At 39.4% G+C, this 20,042-nt stretch carries 21 protein-coding genes; 6 read left to right on the plus strand and 15 right to left on the minus strand.

What is annotated here, in order from left to right; translation table 11 throughout:
- Positions 1–79 precede the first annotated feature (79 nt).
- The 3 genes from ATC1_RS10660 (at position 80) to ATC1_RS10670 (ending at position 3,992) form a co-directional block, all read left to right on the plus strand.
- Positions 80–1,807 (plus strand): carbon starvation CstA family protein, encoded by a 1,728-nt coding sequence (locus ATC1_RS10660; RefSeq protein WP_062281686.1) that lies wholly within the window; start codon positions 80–82, stop codon positions 1,805–1,807.
- 274 nt (positions 1,808–2,081) lie between these two features.
- Positions 2,082–2,576: a flavodoxin family protein gene (locus ATC1_RS10665; RefSeq protein WP_062281689.1), complete on the plus strand. Its 495-nt coding sequence runs from the start codon at positions 2,082–2,084 to the stop codon at positions 2,574–2,576.
- A gap of 297 nt (positions 2,577–2,873) precedes the next feature.
- Positions 2,874–3,992 carry a carbohydrate kinase family protein gene (locus ATC1_RS10670; protein ID WP_062281692.1) on the plus strand — a complete coding sequence of 373 codons (1,119 nt, stop codon included), beginning with the start codon at positions 2,874–2,876 and terminating at the stop codon, positions 3,990–3,992.
- 70 nt (positions 3,993–4,062) lie between these two features.
- Here ATC1_RS10670 and ATC1_RS10675 read toward each other — a convergent pair whose 3' ends face one another.
- The 3 genes from ATC1_RS10675 to ATC1_RS10685 all read right to left on the minus strand — a co-directional run bounded on the left by ATC1_RS10675 (position 4,063) and on the right by ATC1_RS10685 (position 5,950).
- A complete protein-coding gene (locus tag ATC1_RS10675) occupies positions 4,063–4,260 on the minus strand; it encodes a hypothetical protein (protein ID WP_062281695.1) in 198 nt (65 codons plus the stop codon).
- An 82-nt stretch (positions 4,261–4,342) separates the two neighbouring features.
- Positions 4,343–5,278, minus strand: a complete 936-nt coding sequence (locus ATC1_RS10680; RefSeq protein WP_062281698.1) for a phosphodiester glycosidase family protein — start codon at positions 5,276–5,278, stop codon at positions 4,343–4,345.
- 93 nt (positions 5,279–5,371) lie between these two features.
- The gene (locus tag ATC1_RS10685; RefSeq protein WP_062281701.1) at positions 5,372–5,950 is read right to left on the minus strand and encodes an HD domain-containing protein; all 579 of its coding nucleotides are present in this window, start codon (positions 5,948–5,950) and stop codon (positions 5,372–5,374) included.
- Between the two features lie 191 nt (positions 5,951–6,141).
- Here ATC1_RS10685 and ATC1_RS10690 point away from each other — a divergent pair, with 191 nt between their 5' ends.
- Positions 6,142–6,750 (plus strand): chromate transporter, encoded by a 609-nt coding sequence (locus ATC1_RS10690; protein WP_062281706.1) that lies wholly within the window; start codon positions 6,142–6,144, stop codon positions 6,748–6,750.
- Positions 6,751–6,755: 5 nt separating this feature from the next.
- Positions 6,756–7,328, plus strand: coding sequence for a chromate transporter (locus ATC1_RS10695; RefSeq protein ID WP_062281709.1), 573 nt, complete (start codon positions 6,756–6,758; stop codon positions 7,326–7,328).
- A 100-nt stretch (positions 7,329–7,428) separates the two neighbouring features.
- Here the strand turns inward: ATC1_RS10695 and ATC1_RS14845 are convergent, their stop codons facing one another.
- The 7 genes from ATC1_RS14845 to ATC1_RS10725 all read right to left on the minus strand — a co-directional run bounded on the left by ATC1_RS14845 (position 7,429) and on the right by ATC1_RS10725 (position 12,782).
- A complete protein-coding gene (locus tag ATC1_RS14845; protein WP_154664744.1) occupies positions 7,429–7,593 on the minus strand; it encodes a hypothetical protein in 165 nt (54 codons plus the stop codon).
- Complete coding sequence (gene ccsA / locus ATC1_RS10700; protein ID WP_236688130.1) at positions 7,586–8,284, minus strand: cytochrome c biogenesis protein CcsA; 699 nt, start codon at positions 8,282–8,284, stop codon at positions 7,586–7,588. Before ccsA ends, ATC1_RS14845 begins: the two co-directional genes overlap by 8 nt.
- A gap of 5 nt (positions 8,285–8,289) precedes the next feature.
- Positions 8,290–8,964, minus strand: a complete 675-nt coding sequence (locus tag ATC1_RS10705) for a heme exporter protein CcmB (protein ID WP_062281712.1) — start codon at positions 8,962–8,964, stop codon at positions 8,290–8,292.
- Positions 8,961–9,644 (minus strand): ABC transporter ATP-binding protein, encoded by a 684-nt coding sequence (locus ATC1_RS10710; protein ID WP_062281716.1) that lies wholly within the window; start codon positions 9,642–9,644, stop codon positions 8,961–8,963. The genes ATC1_RS10705 and ATC1_RS10710 overlap by 4 nt, the downstream gene beginning before the upstream one ends.
- A 120-nt stretch (positions 9,645–9,764) precedes the next feature.
- A complete protein-coding gene (locus ATC1_RS10715) occupies positions 9,765–10,259 on the minus strand; it encodes a DNA-deoxyinosine glycosylase (protein ID WP_062281719.1) in 495 nt (164 codons plus the stop codon).
- A 7-nt stretch (positions 10,260–10,266) separates the two neighbouring features.
- The gene (locus ATC1_RS10720; RefSeq protein WP_062281723.1) at positions 10,267–12,288 is read right to left on the minus strand and encodes a cytochrome c-type biogenesis CcmF C-terminal domain-containing protein; all 2,022 of its coding nucleotides are present in this window, start codon (positions 12,286–12,288) and stop codon (positions 10,267–10,269) included.
- Positions 12,289–12,290: 2 nt separating this feature from the next.
- Entirely contained in the window at positions 12,291–12,782 is a 492-nt protein-coding gene (locus ATC1_RS10725; RefSeq protein ID WP_062281727.1) for a cytochrome c maturation protein CcmE, read from the minus strand.
- A 390-nt stretch (positions 12,783–13,172) separates the two neighbouring features.
- Here ATC1_RS10725 and ATC1_RS10735 point away from each other — a divergent pair, with 390 nt between their 5' ends.
- Entirely contained in the window at positions 13,173–13,388 is a 216-nt protein-coding gene (locus tag ATC1_RS10735) for a cold-shock protein (RefSeq protein WP_062281732.1), read from the plus strand.
- Between the two features lie 228 nt (positions 13,389–13,616).
- Here the strand turns inward: ATC1_RS10735 and ATC1_RS10740 are convergent, their stop codons facing one another.
- From ATC1_RS10740 to ATC1_RS10765, 5 genes are all read right to left on the minus strand, one after another.
- Positions 13,617–14,303, minus strand: coding sequence for a YdcF family protein (locus ATC1_RS10740; protein WP_062281735.1), 687 nt, complete (start codon positions 14,301–14,303; stop codon positions 13,617–13,619).
- 197 nt (positions 14,304–14,500) lie between these two features.
- Complete coding sequence (locus tag ATC1_RS10750) at positions 14,501–15,661, minus strand: MalY/PatB family protein (RefSeq protein WP_062281743.1); 1,161 nt, start codon at positions 15,659–15,661, stop codon at positions 14,501–14,503.
- Between the two features lie 277 nt (positions 15,662–15,938).
- Positions 15,939–16,664 (minus strand): class I SAM-dependent methyltransferase, encoded by a 726-nt coding sequence (locus ATC1_RS10755; protein WP_172667768.1) that lies wholly within the window; start codon positions 16,662–16,664, stop codon positions 15,939–15,941.
- A gap of 235 nt (positions 16,665–16,899) precedes the next feature.
- Entirely contained in the window at positions 16,900–18,267 is a 1,368-nt protein-coding gene (locus ATC1_RS10760) for a radical SAM/SPASM domain-containing protein (RefSeq protein ID WP_062281750.1), read from the minus strand.
- 5 nt (positions 18,268–18,272) lie between these two features.
- Positions 18,273–20,042, minus strand: a complete 1,770-nt coding sequence (locus tag ATC1_RS10765) for a hypothetical protein (protein WP_062281753.1) — start codon at positions 20,040–20,042, stop codon at positions 18,273–18,275.

Consider the following 20,042-nt stretch of genomic DNA (forward strand, 5'->3'; position numbering starts at 1 on the left):
ATCTTTTTTTAAGAATCATGTTATCGGATAACGTGATTTATTTTTATCAGCAGTACTAATCGTATTAGGAGGTCTGCAAATGAATGTACTTTTTATTTTATTAGCAATGGCGGTACTTCTTTACATTGCTTATCGTACGTATGGTAGCTTCTTATCCAATAAAGTCTTCAAGCTCGATGACAAGAATGTGACCCCTGCTGTAGAATTTGAAGATGGATTGGATTATGAACCTACCGATGCAAGTTTATTATTAGGCCAGCAATTTTCAGCAATTGCAGCAGCCGGTCCTGTAACTGGTCCTATCATTGCGGGTATTGCATTTGGTTGGGTTCCTGCATTGCTCTGGATCCTTTTTGGTTCCATATTTATTGGTGGTGTTCATGACATGGGCGCCTTGGTTGCATCGATCCGCAACAAAGGCAAATCTATTACAGAAACCGTCAGAACCCACATCGGAAAAAGTGCTTGGATTTTATTTAATCTGTTCATTTTCATTGCATTAGTACTGATCATCGTTGCCTTCACTGATATTACAACATCCGCATTCGTTAATACAGTGACAATGGAAAATGGTGAAGTAGTTGGCGGTGGCGCGATTGCGACCTCTTCCGTGCTTTATCTGTGTCTGCCAATGATCATGGGCTTATTGATGAGATATACAAAACTTAATCTGACCTGGGCGACCATTATTTTCCTCCCGTTGGTCGGAGTGGCAATCTGGGCTGGTAAGTACATCCCGATTAATATGCCTACCATCGGTAGCCTTGATCCGAAAGATATCTGGAATATCATCATCATCGTTTACTGTATTATTGCCAATATTATTCCAGTCTGGCTTTTATTACAACCGCGCGGACATTTAGGCGGTTATTTCCTGTATGCTGCGATCCTCGTTGCATTTATTGGTATTATTATTGGCGGTTTCAAAGTTCAATATCCTGCGTTCACCGGCGCTTCTGCTTTCGGCGGAAACAACCCGATGTTCCCGATGTTGTTCATCACAGTTGCATGCGGAGCCTGTTCCGGTTTCCACGCGCTTGTCAGCTCTGGTACAACTTCCAAACAGCTTAAGAAAGAAACCGATGCAAAGGTGATCGGTTATGGCGCGATGCTTCTGGAAGGCCTTGTGGCTGTGATTGCTTTAATCACTGTCATGATTGTTACAAAAGGCGATGAACTGCTGGGCAAATCTCCGAACTTCGTTTACTCTGTCGGTATCGGTTCCTTTATGGAAAAATTCGGCATCAGCAAAGCATTCGGTATTTCCTTCGGTTTGATGGCATATACAACTTTCGTATACGATACATTGGATGTCTGCACACGCTTAGGCCGTTTCATTATCCAGGAATTAACCGGACTAAAAGGCTGGCTGGGTAAAGTGATTGGTACGATCATTATTGGTGGTGTACCGATTATTCTGATGACTATCAACCTGACGGATACAGCCGGTAATCCGGTTTCTGCATGGAGTATTTTCTGGAAGACGTTTGGCGCTTCCAACCAGTTGTTAGCTGCCCTGGCACTAATTGGCATCACTGTCTGGCTGAAGAATACTGCTTCTTTCAAGAAAGCCTATCTGCTCACCTTCATTCCTGCGATCTTCATGTTTATCATGAGCACATGGGCGCTCCTTCGCATGTTCTTCGTGAATATGAAAACCGCTGACGGCACATTTGGCTTCCCCGCTGGACCAAATATCATTCTTCCGATCTTGTGCTTCATTTATGCACTTCTTGCTATCTGGATGATGTTTGAAACTGCTAAATCAGTAACAAAGCCAGTAGAGACAGTAAAAGCAAAAGCATAATTTCACAAATTTTGTAATAAAAAATAGAAGTCCTTAACAGACTTCTATTTTTTTATTTAATTCAATCAAAAGATGCAAATAATTCTTAATCTATGCCGAATTACTGATACATTTCTTTATTCATTGCATAAATATTTGTACAATGGTAATAGATTGGCATCCTGGTCAACACGAAAGCTCCATGATGGATAATCGAAAATTTCGGATGGCTGAAGATGCAAACTTATATTCCATGAGATTCCAAAAAGAGTGATTCAACGGAACAGGAGAAGAGATGAAAAAAACACTGATTATCTACGATTCGTACTTTGGCAACACGAAAAAGATTGCAGAAACGGTTGAAGGAAGATTAAAAGGCATATTGGATCCTTCACTGATGCAAATTAATGAATTTTCAATGAATATGCTTAATGATATCCAAATTCTGATCGCAGGTTCGCCGACACGCGGTTTCAAACCGACTGAAGCATACTTGAATCTCTTTAAGAAAATACCTGAACATGCATTAGCAGGGATTCAAATTGCGGTATTTGATACACGAATTGATCCGGCCGATATTCATTCAATCATTTTCCGCTTTATCGTGCAAAGAGGCGGCTATGCTGCGCCAAAAATTGTTAAAGAACTTACAAATAAAGGCGGTCAATTAATTCTTCCACCAGAGGGCTTTTTTGTGGAGAAAAGCGAAGGACCTCTTAAAGGCGGTGAAGAAACCCGTGCAGCAGCGTGGAGTGAAAAGATTATTTCACTTATAGAAGCGAAAAAATAGGAGAGATCACGGATACAAAATATGAGGGGGATTTTTAATCGAATGACGAGTCTGTATTTCGAATTAAAGGACCGTGATACGATATTGAGATTTATCATACGAATCACTCGAGAAAAATTGATGCAGTACTGTTTTTACTTTTTGCGTAAAAACAGTACTGCATCAGAGATACTTTTCTAAGTTAGAATAGCTGAATTACAGTATAAGAAACTGAAGAATACTCTCGGCTGAGATATAATTACGCCTAAGAGAAAAACTTTTTTTTCTTCCCATATTTTTTAATTAGAGAAGTTGAACATGGATAAAAAAATCGTTGTTGCCGGACATGTTTGTGTTGATTTGACACCAGTTTTTGACCACGCACCTGTTGAACAATTGACTGATATATTGGTACCTGGGAAGTTAATTCATATGAACGGAATTACATTCGCAGGAGGCGGTGTCGTGACAAATACCGGGCTTGCTTTGAAGAAACTGGGCGCAAATGTAGCATTAATGGGCAAAATTGGCTATGATGCATTAGGTGATATTCTACTCAGTATTTTTAATCAATATAATGCCGGTAAGCATATGCTGCGTGTGCCTGGATCAACAACATCCTATACAGTCGCAATTGCTGTTCCGGGGATTGACAGAATATTTCTGCATGATCCTGCTGCAAACGATACTTTTGGCTATGAAGATCTGAATTTCGAGGAAATTGCAGATGCTTCTATTTTTCACTTTGGATATCCGGCCATCATGCGCAAAATGTATGAGCATAATGGCGAGGAATTGATCCGAATCTTTAAGCGTGTTCATTCAATGGGTGTTGCCACTTCTTTAGATATGGTGGCTATCGATCCATCATCAGAAGCGGCAAAAGTTGATTGGACTGCGATTATCCAAAAAGTAATTCCATATGTTGATTTTTTTGTTCCCAGTGTTGAAGAACTTTGTTTTATGATTGATCGTCCACGTTATGAACAATGGGAAAAACGAGCGGCAGGTAAAGAAATTACATCAACAATCAACTTAGAGGAAATCAGACCTTTAGCCGAAAAATTGATGGCATGGGGAGCGAAAGTGGTTCTGATCAAATGCGGAAAACCCGGATTATTTTTGAAGACGGCTGAATTGGAGAAAATACTTCAAATCCAGGGCATGTTGATGGATCATCCGGCGGATTGGGCGAATCTTGACGTCTTTGAAAAAAGTTATGTCCCAGAAAAAGTCCTTTCCGGAACAGGCGCTGGTGACACTTGTATCGCTGCATTCTTATTGGCGATCTTAAGGGGATATTCCTGGAAACGCTGTCTGCAATTTGCTGCTGGTACTGGCGCTTCCTGTGTAGAAGCATATGATTCATTAAGCGGATTACGATCTTTTGAAACGTTGTCACAAAAAATTGATGCAGGATGGAAAAAAGTTGAATAGATCTTATGATCTGATTTTGTTAAGAAGAAATGAGAAAATATTGACGAAAACATTGGAGGATCGTTTCAAATTAATATTTATTTCGCGATCGAATGAACAAAATAGAAGTCATAATGGAACTGATGCTCAACGCTAAAATCATGATCTTCGTCGTATCATCTTCCATAAAACCCATCTTTTGATTAAATCGGTCAATTACGAAAAAGACAAGCAGCATTCCTGAAAGGATGATACTGATATGCGGGATGATTCTTTCAATAAATTTCATACAGTGATTCCAAATTTCTCTATTCTTAAAATAGATTTAACGGACTTCGAATTGCTGAATTTCGTATTGACTCGATTTCTTTCTATTCCGATATGTAGATGATATCCGTTGTTTCTCTGCCACCTGCAAATGGTTTGTTCACGATTTTATCCAGAAATGTCATCACGCTGGTTTTCCCACCATCCAGATTATAGGCGAGTTTACAACCAAGTGACTCAAAAAGTTTTGAAAGTTCAGTCATTGTCATACCTGTAGAATATCCTGCCTGTCTTCCGTCAACAACGATAAAACAATAATGACCAGGTTCAAAATACCCTATAGCGGTGCGCGGATTTTTTTGGTTGATTCGTGTATTGAAAGATTCCATGGCTTTTCCCTCATTCAAAAGTGAGGGTCCAAAATTCCAGGCTTGATAGGCACCATTTTTTATCAATCGTTCTCCATCAAATTGATCTTCTGAAACGATTTCCATCGTTCCATTAGTAAATAAAACCAGAACGTCGCCATCAGCCGAGTCTCTGAAAAGAACACCATTCCGGATGACAGCGCTCCGATTTTTTCCTAAACCGTAATTGTCACCATTGATCGCTGCGATTGCATGATGGCTTTTTGCGATATTAATAGTCTGATCTCTGACCGATTTTCCATATGTATTTTCTGCAAAAGCAGATCGCAGATTATGGATGTCCCTTAAAAAAAATTCTTCGAGATAATACGTGATACCGTCTTGTTGAACTATAGTCAGTTGCACACGCAGTTTTTCCGAAATGTATAAATCCTTTGTTTGATAGGTTTTACCATTTGAAAAAAAGGAGGCAAATTTGTCACCTAAATCCCCGTTAACTTTTGATGTAACCGTTGGTTGAGAAACAATTTTTTTATAACGAATCGGGATTACATGATGAAATAACGCAAAAATGCATAAAAAAAATCCGATGAAAAACAAATCGATCAGTAAAATATTTGTGAATGATATTCGCTTTATTTTATGTTGTTTGCGGGGATTCTGTTCATTCATCGGATTGTATCAATGTTATTGCTGTTTATTGGATTGTTGTTTGTCTGTTCATGAAAAATCTGTTGCATATGGAAAGTCACAGAGAATCAATCACTACTGGGCTTCTCCTGCCAAACCAATTTGATCAGCGATTTCTCTCATCCCGAGGATTGTTTCCTCTATGACTTCATCCAGTGGTAGCCCAAGGCGGTCTGCTCCATTTTGAATGAGTTCTCTGTCAACATTTGCTGCAAATGCCGGGGATTTGAATTTTTTCTTTACCGATTTCGTTTCAAGATCCATCACACTTTTTGAGGGGCGCATAATGGCCGCGGCATAAATCAATCCAGTCAGTTCATCAATCGTATATAAGACTTTTTCTGCATTGGTAACCGGTTCCAAATCAGAACATAATCCGTATCCGTGACTAGCCACTGCATGAATAAATTCTTCATCAAATCCATTATCCCTCAGCAGTTCACGTACTTTTGTACAATGTTGTTCCGGATACTGTTCAAAATCTAAATCATGAAGCAGTCCGATAATTCCCCATTCATTTTCATCCTCTTGATATTTTCTGGCAAAATGGCGCATAACCCCTTCTACGGTTAATACATGACGTCGAAGGGATTCACTTTGTATATAGCTGCATAATAAATTCCAGGCTTCTTCTCTGGTGGGAAGATGATTCATAGATTGTATCCTTTCTATGGAATAGTTTTTCTCTAATTATACAGTTATTCGAAATATTGACTTGCTATTCGGCTAATGAGCTGTAATCTATATTTCAAATGACTCATATTTCAAATCGCTGTTTTTTTATTCAAAAAATGGAATGTTATAATTTTTGAGCATTCTAATCGAAAAGAGATCATAATTTTAAAATGGAAAACAACACAGAAGTGCAATTTTTAAGAAGCAGATTTAAAACAGGTTGCTTGTTATTCTGGATTTATTTAAAAAGCATGGCTTTTGCCTTTACAGGAGGAATGGCAGCTATTCCTCTGATTCAATTTGATCTTGTAAAAAAATATAAAATGATAACTGAAGATGAGTTTGTTCAGATAATTGCCTTGAGTCATGCACTTCCTGGAATTATCGGGCTGAATAACAGTATCATCACGGGTCATAAAATTGCGGGTGTTTTTGGCGCATTAATGTGCGCGATGGGTACGATTTTACCTGCTTTCACATCCATGTTGTTGGTAGCAATGCTTTTTCAGAAGCTGCCGCAATCTAAGATCGTCAAAGGTGCAATTCTAGGTATTCGGGCAATATCAGTTGCTGTGATCTTTGATGTTGCGGTAAGGATCGTCATACGTTATAAAAAGAGCGCTTTCGGATTGGCTGTCATTCTGACTGCATTCGCGATTCCATTGTTAACAGGCGTCAGTTCATTCTATGCCATATTATTTTCCGGATTCATCGGAATTATGTACGTCACTGTTCATAAACAGCCAAATGTACAGGTTGATTCAAAGAAAGAAGACTGATTATCATGGATCGAATCATTACTTTATTCCTGATGTTTTTCAAAATTGGACTGACATCTTTTGGCGGCGGGTATGGGATGATGTCTATGATTATGGATGAAGGACACAGGCTGGTTGGATTGACCAAGGCAGAATTTGCTGATATGACTGCTTTGGACCTGGTCAGTTCAGGTCCAGTTGCTGTAAATGGTGCAACGTATGTCGGTTACATCAAAGGTGGATTTTGGGGTGCATTGTTTGCAACGATCGGTTGTGTTTTACCATCGGTGATCATCTGCACTATGGTAATCATTTTCCTGAGCAATTTTAACCAAAGCAAAATTGTTAAAGGATTATTTGTCGGGATTACACCGGCTTGCGGAGGACTTCTGCTCTATACAACCGTATCTTTATCAAAGTCCGTTTTCTTTAATGCTGATTCCTTAACTGAAGTCATACATGCTCCGATTACGACTATGATGGTTAGTATGGCAGCAATTACTGGCGCTGCGATCGTCGCAGACCTGAAATTTAAGATTAATCCGGCGTACCTGACACTCGCAGGAGCGTTATTAGGTATGCTGTTTCTTTCAAAATGAGAAGAATTTCAATTCAATCTTCTAAAAATTAGGATGATTGAATAGTTTTAAAAAGGTCAGCGTGGCACAATCTATTATGCCACGCTGACCTTTTTGTGTATTATTGCTGATGTCGGGCAATACTGTTATGACAAAGTTGTTCATTTTTCTGCCGAATGATTTTTTTCCAGCGGACAACTAAAGAAGTGATATACCCGAGAATACCTGCACCAAAGAGAATATACCCAGCAATCATGTAATTGAGCGTATCCGGAATTTCATTCATCTTCATACTCCATTTCATATTTTTCAGCTTCTGTCTCTTCTTTAATTTTCGCATAGAGGAATCGATGCTGCATAAGCGCCAGATAAAGAACTGTGAAAGAAAAAATCGATATGATCATCATTAAAATCATTGGTGGCGTCATGCCCATCCCCTGGCTGGTATTTCCAATCAGAACCGGATGGATGGAGCGATATCCCCTGATCGAAAAAAAAGTTAACGGGACACTGATACATCCAATGATGCAATAGAGCGCCAGGATTCGCCCTTTTTTGTCAGGATTATCCAGCGATTGTCGAAGAAATTGATACCCTGCATAAATAAATGCCATGATTGTTGTTGTTGTCAAGCGCGGATCCCATGTCCACCACGTATTCCAGGCCGGTTTTGCCCAGATTGATCCACTGATGACCGCAATGATTGTAAAATAAAGTCCAATTTCAACGGCGGATTCTGCGATAAGATCATAGACTGAATTCTTTCTGATCAAATACATAAATGATGCTGCTGCTGCAACGATAAAGCTGAGCATACCGATCCAGGCGTGGGCGACATGAAAATAGAAAATTTTTTGAACGTATCCCATCGTCATTTCAATCGGTGTAAAAAACATTACAAGAATAAAGGAGACCAAAATACATATTGCGGCAAATACATCAAGAATAATATATTTTTTTGGTATGGTTATCTGCATTTTCATTAATCCTTTATGAGTGAATCAAAACTGATGATACCGATTGTTGTGAAAATGATATTAAAAATGATCAGTTGCGAAATCCATGTCGAGGCTGAATTCAGCGTTTCTCCCGTAAATACTGTCTGAGTAACTTTTACAACCGCAACGATCAAAGGGATGATTACCGGGAAAAATAGAACCGGTAGCAGAATATCTCGCATTCGAGTTTGAATTGTCATGGTGGATATAATCACTCCCAATGAAGCATATCCCCAGCATCCTAATGCCGCGATCCAGAGAAGATTCGCAGAATATAAGGATACATTATAGAGGACACTGTACAGTGGGAAAAGGATCAGCGTCATTCCATACATACCAAAAAAACAGGTAATGGTTTTGGCGAGATACACAGCGGTCAGGGGTATTGGCGCAGAAAGAAGAGATTGCAGCATATCATTTTCTTCTTCCAGACTCATGATTTGATTCAAACAAAGTTGTCCTGATATGACACTGATGATCCAAATCAGACCTGCAGCGCCGCTGTTCCTTGCTTTAATGTCAGTATCTAACACAAAGTTGAGAATAAATAATATTGATAACGCGAAAAAGAACATGACCAAAAAAATTTCTCTGGTATGTCGTTCAATCGTGAAATCTTTACGAATTAATGCATGCAGCGTAATGATGAATTTTTTCATTCAGCATCACCTGTAATCAAGCCTTTTTCTAATTTGATATATTTTGTGGCAAGTGCTTTCATGGAATTTGGATCATGTGTGGTTAATAATACGGCTTTCTTCTGGCTTTTCATCTCAAGTATGACCTCAATAAGGATTTTTGTCCCTTTTTCATCCAAACCAGTGAAAGGTTCGTCCATTAACAGAAGTATCGGCTCATGAATCAATGCACGACAGATCGCTATGCGCTGTTGCATTCCTCTTGAGTAGGATCGAATCGGATCATTTTTTCGCAGGCTTAGGCCAAAACGGTCCAGAAGTGTATTTATTTTTTCTTCTTCATGGTTAATACCGTATAACCGGGAAAAAAACTGTAAATTTTCAAGCGCTGACAGATCGCTGTAAAGCATGGTTTGATGACAGATTAATCCAATTTTATTTCTGGATTTCTCTGATGTGAAAAGATCCTCTCCGCATACTATCAGACTTTCTGAATAATCCGGTTTCATCGTTCCAGATAGAATTCGGATTAATGTACTTTTTCCGACACCATTTTCTCCAATCAATACAATGCAATCGCCTTGCCGTATCTGGATATCCACTGATTTTAAAACCTGCATACGACCAAATTTCTTCCTGATATTTTTTGCAGCAAGAACGGGTTCTTCAAATGTATCCTGAAGAATTGTGGTATTGATCAATCTTTCTTCTCCATATCATTGAGAAATGGCCAGATCAGGAAGAACGCTGTGAACAAAGCCAGAAAAATCCAGATGACTAACGAATAAAGTGAAGATTCCATTGGTCTCCTGCTTTCATATTTAAGATAGATATGACAGAATAACCCGATAATTATCGCAAATCTGTTCAAATGAAATGCGGCAATTCGCAGGACTTGGTGAAAAAAGCGATAAAGCTTTGCGCATAGTTAAAGGAAAACAGTATCGCTGATAGAGTTCATAGGCTTTCTTGCCTGTTGTGAAAATCGCCCGAATATCTGCTTCTGATAGAATGTATTCTATCGGATTTGGAATTGGATTCCTGATACTCTGATCGCTGGCGCCCGCAATTTCACAGGATGCCAAAACATCCCATAGTGCAATTTGATGATGAATTAAAAAATCTCTCTTTTCTTCTGTTGTCTGAGGAATTTCCGTTGCGAATATTTCAGCCAAAACGTGCCAGAATCGATTCCGTGGATGTCCATAGAAGAATCCAATTTCTCGAGATTTTGGTGAGGGAATTGAGCCGAGTATTAATACTTTCGAATCTTTTGTAAAAACCGGCGGAATTGAATGATTGACGGTTTGCAGCATATCTTTATTATTTTTTCTGTTTCATTGAACCCAGCCACAGGAACACGCCGCCAATACATACGATAATTCCTCCAATCCATAGCCAATTGATCCACGGGTTCAGAAAAATTGTAAATTTTCTTTCTTCTTCAGAATCGATTGAATCTGCATTCATGATGATATATAAATCACCGGAGAGTGAAGAAAGTATTCCCGGTACTGTCGTATCCTGATTATAGGACGTATAATACTTGCGCTGCGGTTTGATTAATCCAAGGACGTGATTTCCTGATTCAACTTGAATTTCCGCTTCAAGCGTTTCCCCTTCTTCAGTATCAAATTGTCTGATTTGTTGGAGTGTCAGCGTGTAATGCGCAAAATCTGTCTTTTCTCCGGACGTCAGTATGATCTGTTGTTCTTTTTGCAGAAATTCAATCCCGATGATACCAAAAGCCATGAAGATAATTCCCATATGAATCAGGTGGCTGAGAAGAAAGCGGGAATTTCTCAAAGAAGAGCGGGATAAGTCATTTTTTTCCTTATGGAAAGTGGAAATGATGAATGAAATGAATTCATAGAAAATGATCAGAATAGAGATTCCAAGAAGCCAGAGAATACAGAGTAATCGGATATTTTGGATTTGATGAGATATAGAATAGACAAATACTCCGGCAGCAGCGACAATACCGAATAAGATCAGTAGCATCCAACGTTTTCGGCTGATGGATTTACCCCAGGAAGTCAGAGGTACAAATCCCATGAAGAGAATTAATAGTCCGAAAAGCGGACCTGTCGCATGGATGTAATAGTCGGCGCCTACTGTAATTTCGGTATTTGAAAAGATTTTTGACATATTTGGGAGCAATATTCCCCAAAGGCATAAGAAGGAAATGCCAATTAACAGGATGATTTCAATTGTAAAAAAGCTCTCTCTGGTCAGAACCGACTGAATTCCGGACAATCGAGCTTTTTCAGGATTGGTTCTGATTTGATTTTTACGAAGAATAAGGATAAAAACTGTCAGAAGGATTCCTGCGATGAGGTATGCGGTTAAATACTTGGACAGTGCACTGATCGAAAATGAATGAACTGAAGAAACGAGCCCTGAGCGGGTGACAAACATAGCAAATACAACTGAAACATAAACTACGAAATTTAAGATGGAAGCCCAGATGCGAAAACCTCCTGTTCTGGAGAAACCAATGGCTGCATGAAGATACGCTGTCGAAAGCAGAAATGGAATCAGGGCAGCAACTTCAACAGAATCCCAGCCCCAATATCCTCCCCATCCCAACACATCATAAGCCCAGCGAGATCCAAGGATTAAACCGGCTGCGAGAAAAATCCAGCCAAATATTACCCAGGATCGGCTTTTCTTAATCCAGGTAGAATCAGATGGAGATGTAATCAGAGAACTGAATTCGATGGCTGCAGGAAATATCGAACATATGAAGCCCAGATATAATGCCGGGGGATGAAGTATCATTCCATAATGTCTCAACAAAGGATTCATTCCAAGACCATCTTGAGGAACATACGGTATACAATTCCTCAACGGAAAAATTGATAACAGAATCTCTCCTGAAGTATTGGAATGCCAATATCGTTGAAACGGATTGTCAATCCAGAGATGAAGAGCGATGGAAAAGGCAAGGTTGAATAAGAGAAATAAGGCAGCAAATGGAAAAAGGGGTTCTTTTTCCGGTTTGTTTTTTTGTGCCCAGAGAAAAAGGAAAATTGAAAAAACCCAAGACCAAAATAACAAGGATCCGGATTGTTTTCCCCATAATGCAGCGATTTTTAGAAAAAATGGCTGCGAATTACTGATGGTCTGGTAGACAAAATCAACCTGATAGTTATTGGTAATTATCAGCGTAATTAATGCAATAATTGAAAGACTAAGCAACGGAAAAATGATCAGACAGGATTGTCGTCCGCAGCGCAACCAGTTCGGCGAGTGGAAAGCAATACCGAAGAGCAGCGCAACAATTCCGAAGATCGCGGAAAAAAAAGCAAAAAACATGGATGCAAATCCGAGTGTTATCAACATTTCTACTTCCCCGCATTTTCATATTTAGACGGGCATTTCAGTAACAATTCTTCTGCCTCAAATACCTGATCTGAAATCAGTCTTCCAGTCATTATTGCCTGGGTTTTATCTTTCAACATATCGGGTTTGATCCCGTGATAAATGACGTGAATTCGATCCGATTTTGGATTATTTACTGCATCTTGAACGGCTTTTTCCATCCCACCTTGTTGTTCAATTGCTTCATGATCTGACGAAATATTTACAGCAGTAAATTCCACGATTGAATTTTCTGCATCCGCGGTTATTGAATCACCAATAACGACACCGGCAACGCGAACATTTTTTTCCTGATAGGAACTCGAATTTTTTAATAATTCTTCAATTGTGATGAAGTATTGAAGGCTGCCTAAGGTTGATGATACCAGCAGGTAAATCAGCGCAATTCCAATGACAACGCATCCAATGATGACTTTCCAATTTGTTTTCTTGATGTGATGAACCTTTTCATTCATAGTATTCTCAATTCTTAATTTGACAGGAAACCTGAACCTGAATGAATTCTTGTGTTATTTTATCAGTTAAATGGGAAAGTTAGGAGTTTTACAACATTTTAAAATTCGAAATATGGAGAGCATGTAGTGTCGTTGTGATATTTTTTACGCTTTGCATAGAAACATCACACGCGCATAATCTCATTTTTTTTCTCAAAAGGCTTTTTAAAATCATAAATTATTGCTTTGTATATCAAATTACGATGAATATTTTTCCCTTGACGCAAAAAAACAGGAGTGATAAAAATGATACCGTTGAAATTGATTGCAATCTTTTTTATTGCAGACTGGATTTGATATCATGGTTTTTGATTTCAACACAAGAAATCTTTTTGAATTATTGGAGTTAGAATGGGCGAACGTTATATTGGTACTGTTAAATGGTTTAATGCAACAAAGGGTTATGGCTTTATTGGACGGGGCGAAAATGATCCGGATGTTTTTGTTCACTTTTCCGTTATTGATATGGACGGATATAAGAGACTGAATGAAGGACAAAAAGTTGAGTTTTCTATTGAACAAGGTCCACGCGGGTTACAAGCAACTGAAGTGAAACTGATCTCTTAATACAATACCTGACTCAAAATAAAAAACAGACTCCGATTATTATCATTTCGGAGTCTGTTTTTCTATTACAACGAACGATGAGCAGAATACTACTTTGTTGTGCTGTTTTTTACTTCGAGCAAAGCGATACTGTACGATGTATTCTTTTTTTATTTTGCCAAAGTCAGGAAAAGAATCAATCGATCAAGAAAAAATCTGCAATTTTTCTAAACAGATGGTTATGAATCATTAAATATCGAAATTCGGATAGTCGGGTATGTTGGTTTCTCGTTTAATAAAATAACCAATGATTCTGATGTATTCTCCTATGACATCCTTCCACCCTTTTGTGGAAGTCCACCAGAAAAATGGGTGATATTCATCTTTAGACGAGCCATAATATTGCAGATCGATACCAGTATTTCCGAAGGAATCACTGAATATTATTTTTACACGTCTTGTATGCCAGGTATCCGTGACGATAATAGCAGATTTTGCGTGCAGCACAAACATTTCTTCAATGATACCCGTCGCTTCCTGCCCTGTGTTTTTTGCGACGAATTCAGCAAAGTGCAGCGCTCCTTCCGGTACGCCATATTCTTTTAAAAGATCCACCTGATGATATGTATAAGGAATATTGTATTCTCCAAAGTTATTTCCTGTGTTCGTCAGAATAATGTTTTCAGAATAACCTGCCGAATATAACTCTGCTGCGGTCTTCAATCGGCTTGAATCGTTGCCGCTTAAAACAACTATCGCATCAGCATGTTCTAATTCCATTTCTACTGTTAGAAAATTACCGATGAATCCCAGAATAAAAAAAATTCCCATACTAATCAACACTAACAAGATGAAGATCATCCTGAGCCGGAGGATGGTATTTGCCAGATGCAAGGCAGCTTCATGTTTGGGATTTGTTTTATTATTTTCTGTCATCTATATATGATAATAACATATTCAACGGCAATGCGGGTTTCCAGCAGCGTTTTGAAATATGAAAAAAATTCATCGTTGTTCTTATGGCTTTGTGCAAAGCGCAAAACCATAAGAACAATAAATTTTCTTTCTCTATTCAAAAAGGAAATCCATATTTCAAATTGCTGAATTTTCGGAATCAACAATTTGATACATGATTAGCGATTCTTTCTGATCGCGTCAGCCATCCTTTCCAGCGCTTCTGAAAGTATACTTCTGGGTGTTCCGAAATTTAAACGGACATAGTCTTCATATCCTTTCCCAAAAGCAGCGCCATCATTGAGACCTACTTTGGCTTCCCTTTCAAAGAATTTCTGCGGGCTGCCTTCGATTCCAAGTTTTGAGCAGTCCAACCATGCCAGATAAGTCCCTTGGATGTGATTCAACTCAATTTCCGGTATTTCACGAGAAATAAAATTAACCAAGAAATCTCGATTTGATTCCAGGTAGAGATTCAATTGTTTCAGCCAATCATCACATTCTGCATATGCGGCATAACCGGCTTCTTGTGCGATAAAGGTGACTTCATTGCAGAATCCTCGTATGGATTTCTGAAATTTTTCTCGTATTTCCGGATTTGGAATAATCGCTGCAGAACAGGCCAGACCGGGAATATTATAGGTCTTAGAAGGTGCAATAAATGTGATGGTTCGATTTGAAAAATCAGGATTTAAGGATGCAATCGGAGTATGTCGATAATTCCGGAAAATCAGATCGCTGTGAATTTCATCGGAACAAATACTGACACCTTTTTGAGAGCAGATTTCACCTAAACGCGTCAATTCTTTCGGAGTAAAGACTCTGCCCACCGGATTATGTGGATTACAAAGGATAAATAGTTTCGTGGTTTTATCGATCTTCTTTTCAAAATCATCAAAATCAATTTGATATGTTTTTTCCTTTTTGTTGTACCATAGCGGATTTTCAAAATGATTTAAATGGTTATTGACTGGAGCCTGGAAGAAGGGAGGATAAACCGGAGTCTGGAAAATGACACTGTCTCCAGGATTACACATGGATCGACAAGCAAAATTAAATCCCGAAACAATTCCTGGAACGAGGATAATAGAATCCCGTTCGATGTTCCATTGATACTTTTCTTTCATCCGCTTTTGAATGATTTCAATGAGTTCGGTTTTATTGATTGAATAACCAAAAATCGGATGCTCCAAACGTTTTTTTATTTGTTCAATTATTGGTGGCGCTACTGCAAAATCCATATCTGCTACCCATAACGGTAAAACGTCTTTTGGATATATTTCCCATTTCAAGGCGTTTGTGCCCTGTCGATCTATGATTTTGTCAAAATCATATTGCATATAAAAACTCCCCCATTTCGATATTTGATCATTTTCTTTTTTTCAGATCATAGACAGTGCTCTGTAAAAAACACGACTTTCTGGCAAAGAGCCAGCGATTCGAAATTTTAAATGCGATTTGATACATTCAGAAAACTTTATTCTCAATGTTCTTTTGAGCTCAACACTCGAAAAACATAACAATTCGTTTTCTTTTATATTCACAAACTCTTTTCAAATTTCGAATTATTGAATCCTGTTTTCTGGAGCTGCTTCAGTCTGAATCAAAGAAGATCCTTTATGATTTTACTGCATATGAGTAGAATGTCGGGACGAAAAAGATTTCATCGTGTTTTAATGGATCTGTTGTAATGCCGGGTTCGGTTCTTTTTAGATCGATTCTGCATTGAGATTTTTCTTCTGAGATAAATTGACTTTGATCATCCAGGTTTCGCTCAATTCCATGAATTCCAATGATGGGATTGTGGATTCCAGCCTGAAGCATCCAATGCAACAGCTTTCTGCCTGCAGCGGGATCAATGCCTGCTTTCGATAGAGCTTCTGTCTGTTCCTTGCCATCTGCCTGTTCCGTTTCCGGAAAATCGATTCGACCATCATAATCCGGTTCCGCAGTAACAGCGATAATCCCCTGCGGTTTACAGCAACGGAACATTTCATTCAATACATTAACCGGATCAGGAAGCCAGAGCAGTAAATAATGGCAGAGGACCAAATCAAATGAATCTGATTTCATAGGAATAGAATTTCCATCGCCGCATATCCATAGCCCTTTTCGAATTTTTTCTGCAAAAACCAACGCGGAAAAATCAATATCCACTCCCCAAAAAGAGAAATTGGAGGAAGCCAATCGATTTATTTGTCTGAGAAATGCACCAGTTCCAGACCCGATTTCTAAGACTTTCCATGGAGGAGGTGTTTTTAATCCGCGGAGTAAACGCCGCTGAAAATTTTCTGTCCACACAGCCTGTAGTTCATATCGGTGATTGATTGTCTCATAATCCATTTCCATATCGCATTTATTGCCTGTTACTCACAGTTATTGGATGAAATAAGAATAGTTAAAGTTTTTCGGTATTTTATAAGCTATTCGAGACATGGGAAGGATTTTCTTCAGTTATGCAACTTTTAAACAAAGCTCAAAAGTTGCACAACTAAAAATTTCCGTTCTTTATTCGAAAAGTCAATCCAAATTTCAATTTGTTGGCCAGGATTGAAAACGATTGAGAAGGAATGTCCAACTAAAAATCGGCAGGTATGGATCGTTGTGGTTTTACTGGTGGTTTGAAATCTTTTGCCAGAGGACAGCCGCCACCGCAGATTTCCAGTAAATCGCATTTCTTGCAGTCTTCAGCAATGAATTTTCGATTTCGGATGTCCTGACACAAAGGCGCATTCCAGATTTTTTCCCAGGGATCTGTCAGTATATTTCCAATTGTCTCATACCAGGATTGACATGGAATGACGGATCCGTCGGGTTCGATACACATGCTGTATCGAGCAGCCGAACAACCTTTTACACCAAGATCATAATCAAGCGGATTGAAATAACAATACTCTGTTGGCGTGTACCAGGTTAGATATTGTTGATTTTCTATACATGTTTTTTCTGCAATTTTCAGCAACGGCGGCAATTCGGATTCATCCAATCCGGTGTCGACTTCCTTCCCGGATCCTGAATAGATCAGGGCGTTCATCCCAACATTTTGAACGCCTAATTCAGCCAGAAAACGCAGCAAACTGACAATTTTTTCCGGAGTAGCGTTTGATCTTAACAACGTGGTATTGGTCATGATGAACATGCTGGTACGAACTGCATTTTGAATTCCAGCTACTGTTTCTTCCCAGGACCCTTTATTCCCCACCATTGCATCATGGATCTCAGCAGAATCCGATTCCAATGTAATCTGGATATGGTCTAATTTCCGATTTTCGAGTTCTTTTACAAACGAATTGTCTTTCAAAGTTCGCCCGTTGGTGTTAAGACCGGTTACCAGACCCAGGTTTTCAGCTTCTGTCAGCAGATCGAATAAACCCGGGAAAAGAGTCGGTTCTCCCCCTGTGAATACGACATGAGGAATTCCTGCTTTTGCGATTTTCCGGAGGATTTTTTTCCATGATTCAACCGATACTGTTTTTCCGGTTCTCTGCTTTTCATTGTAACAATGACCGCATTCATTATTGCATCCGTAGGTCAATGCAAGATCCATCCTGTATGGTGCGGAAGGGACTTTAGAAAATGGCATGGTGCTGCTGATTCCGCTCTGACATAAATCGCAAACATCGCTTTTCCCATCCAGTAAATCGCGGATTTGCGGAGCAAAAACCTTGAAATCCGCTGAGACCCGTTCAAAGTCTTTTGGATAAATTTTCTTGAAAATCTGATGGATTTCCTTTTCCGTCTTATTATTCATCAGAGCCCAGGACATTAAGCCGGCGCTGGAATTTAAATAGAAAGTCTGGTTGGCATTTACCCAGAGAATTCCAGTACCATCATCATCAATCCGCAAATGGATTCTGCTGATAATCTTGTCCCCATCTTTAATTTTTTTCTCAAATAATCCTTTATGAAAGGTATCACCAAAAAGTGGCAAGGATAACTTTTTCATAGGATTTACCGTCCTCCTCCGCCGCCAGCACAAGCGCATCCAGCACAAGCGCAGGCGCAGGCGCAGCTATGTCCTCCACCACCTCGTCCTGACCAACTACTGCGTGAAGAACTGCCGGATGGTGCACTGATCGGATTTGTTTTTCCAGTCACCTGGTTCGTAAAGCCTTTGATGCTTCCGACGGTTCCAACCCCAAAGTTTCTGACCGAATCGGTAATGGATCGTGCGAATTCAGATCCAGGAAGCGTTGGTGTCGACCGGCTGGTTGAAGTGGAAGGAACGTTGGTCGGACCACTTGCAGGCGCAGAGCTAACTGGGCCGGTTGTCGGATGATAAACAGGCCCCATACGCCACCACCAGGTCGGAACGTAGACTGGTCCGTCGCCAAATATATCTTTTGTCTTTCCTTCAACGTTTTCGTCCAAAATTGCCCAGCCAAATATTTCATCCAATTTTTCACCCTTCAATTCCGGCGAATCAGCATCTTGAACTTGTTGCCATGCTTTTTCGATAATGCTTCGATAATACGCTTTGGTTTCATCCAGACTGTATCCTTTCATTTTTTCCGTGACAGAAAGGATTAAGTCAGTAATTGTCTTCGTCATCTTCGCTTTTTTGTTTTTATCCTCAGATTCATTCATCGCTTCAATGAATCCTGATTCATACTCATATAACTTTTCCGGGAGCGGGTTTTCCACTTTGATTACGAGTGGATTCTGGCTGGTGACCGCAATTGCTCCTTTTTTGCTCAAAGAAAAGATGATCATGGAGATGATTTTGTCCATCTTTTCCTCTAATAAAACCGCTGCTTCGACTGCTGTTAAACCTCTTTTAATGCCTTGCCCTTCGGCTTTAATGGCTGGCGGCAGATAACTGCCGGCTAAGCCTTTCATGTTCTTCGCTTTTTTGATGATTGCAAAGAATGACAGGAAAACAATTGAAATGGGGACAACACAAACCGCGATCGAAAGGATTGTGTCAAAAAAGTTGTTTCCTCCTGATGAAGATGGACTACTTGAATAACTTTTCGGATCGCTGATCTGATCTTGTGAAGTTAATATACGCTTCGGAAACATAGCTCCAAAGATATACTCTGATCTGCTGTTTGCTTGCGTTGAATGCCATTCGTATACAACATTTCCATTATCATTAAACCAGGTTTCCGGTTCAGATGCTCCATCCCAATTTTGGGGTGGAAAGTAGACTGGATCATTTTCTGTCATTCCGGTTGGCAGCACCAACCTGACTGTTAAGTCAGTGTTCCCTCTGGTAAAATCCGGCGAAAAATAATTCGGTTGAAAGTTGAAACTAATATAATCTTCCTCTTTTGAATTATCCTCGACGTAATAGAGAGTTTTTCCAATCTGCATCGCTTCGACATAAATATCTGCCCGTTTTCCTTTAGGAATTGGATTCCGTGTATTATCGATCGTAATGCCATATGGAATACCGGTTTCTTGATAATCTGTCCTTGAAATGTAACGAGAGGGCACGGGGTTTCCGTCGATCGATGCTGTGACATTTGTTAAATCGAACTGATTGTTCGGCAGCGCAATGTCAATATAATCAACGCCTCTTCCCTGGTTTTCGATTGTGAATTCATAAGAAACGGAAGCTTTACCGTCAGAGTCAATTGCATAAATTACGAAATTCTCAGGAATAGAAAATCGATAATCCTCGGCAGATACATTGACAGGCGTCATCTGAATCCATAGAATCATTGCCAGAAAAAGCACGAGGATTTTAATTCCGAGAAAACTCTTCTTCTTAAACAT

It is taken from the genome of Flexilinea flocculi (assembly GCF_001192795.1).
In the GTDB taxonomy this organism is placed as follows: domain Bacteria; phylum Chloroflexota; class Anaerolineae; order Anaerolineales; family Anaerolineaceae; genus Flexilinea; species Flexilinea flocculi.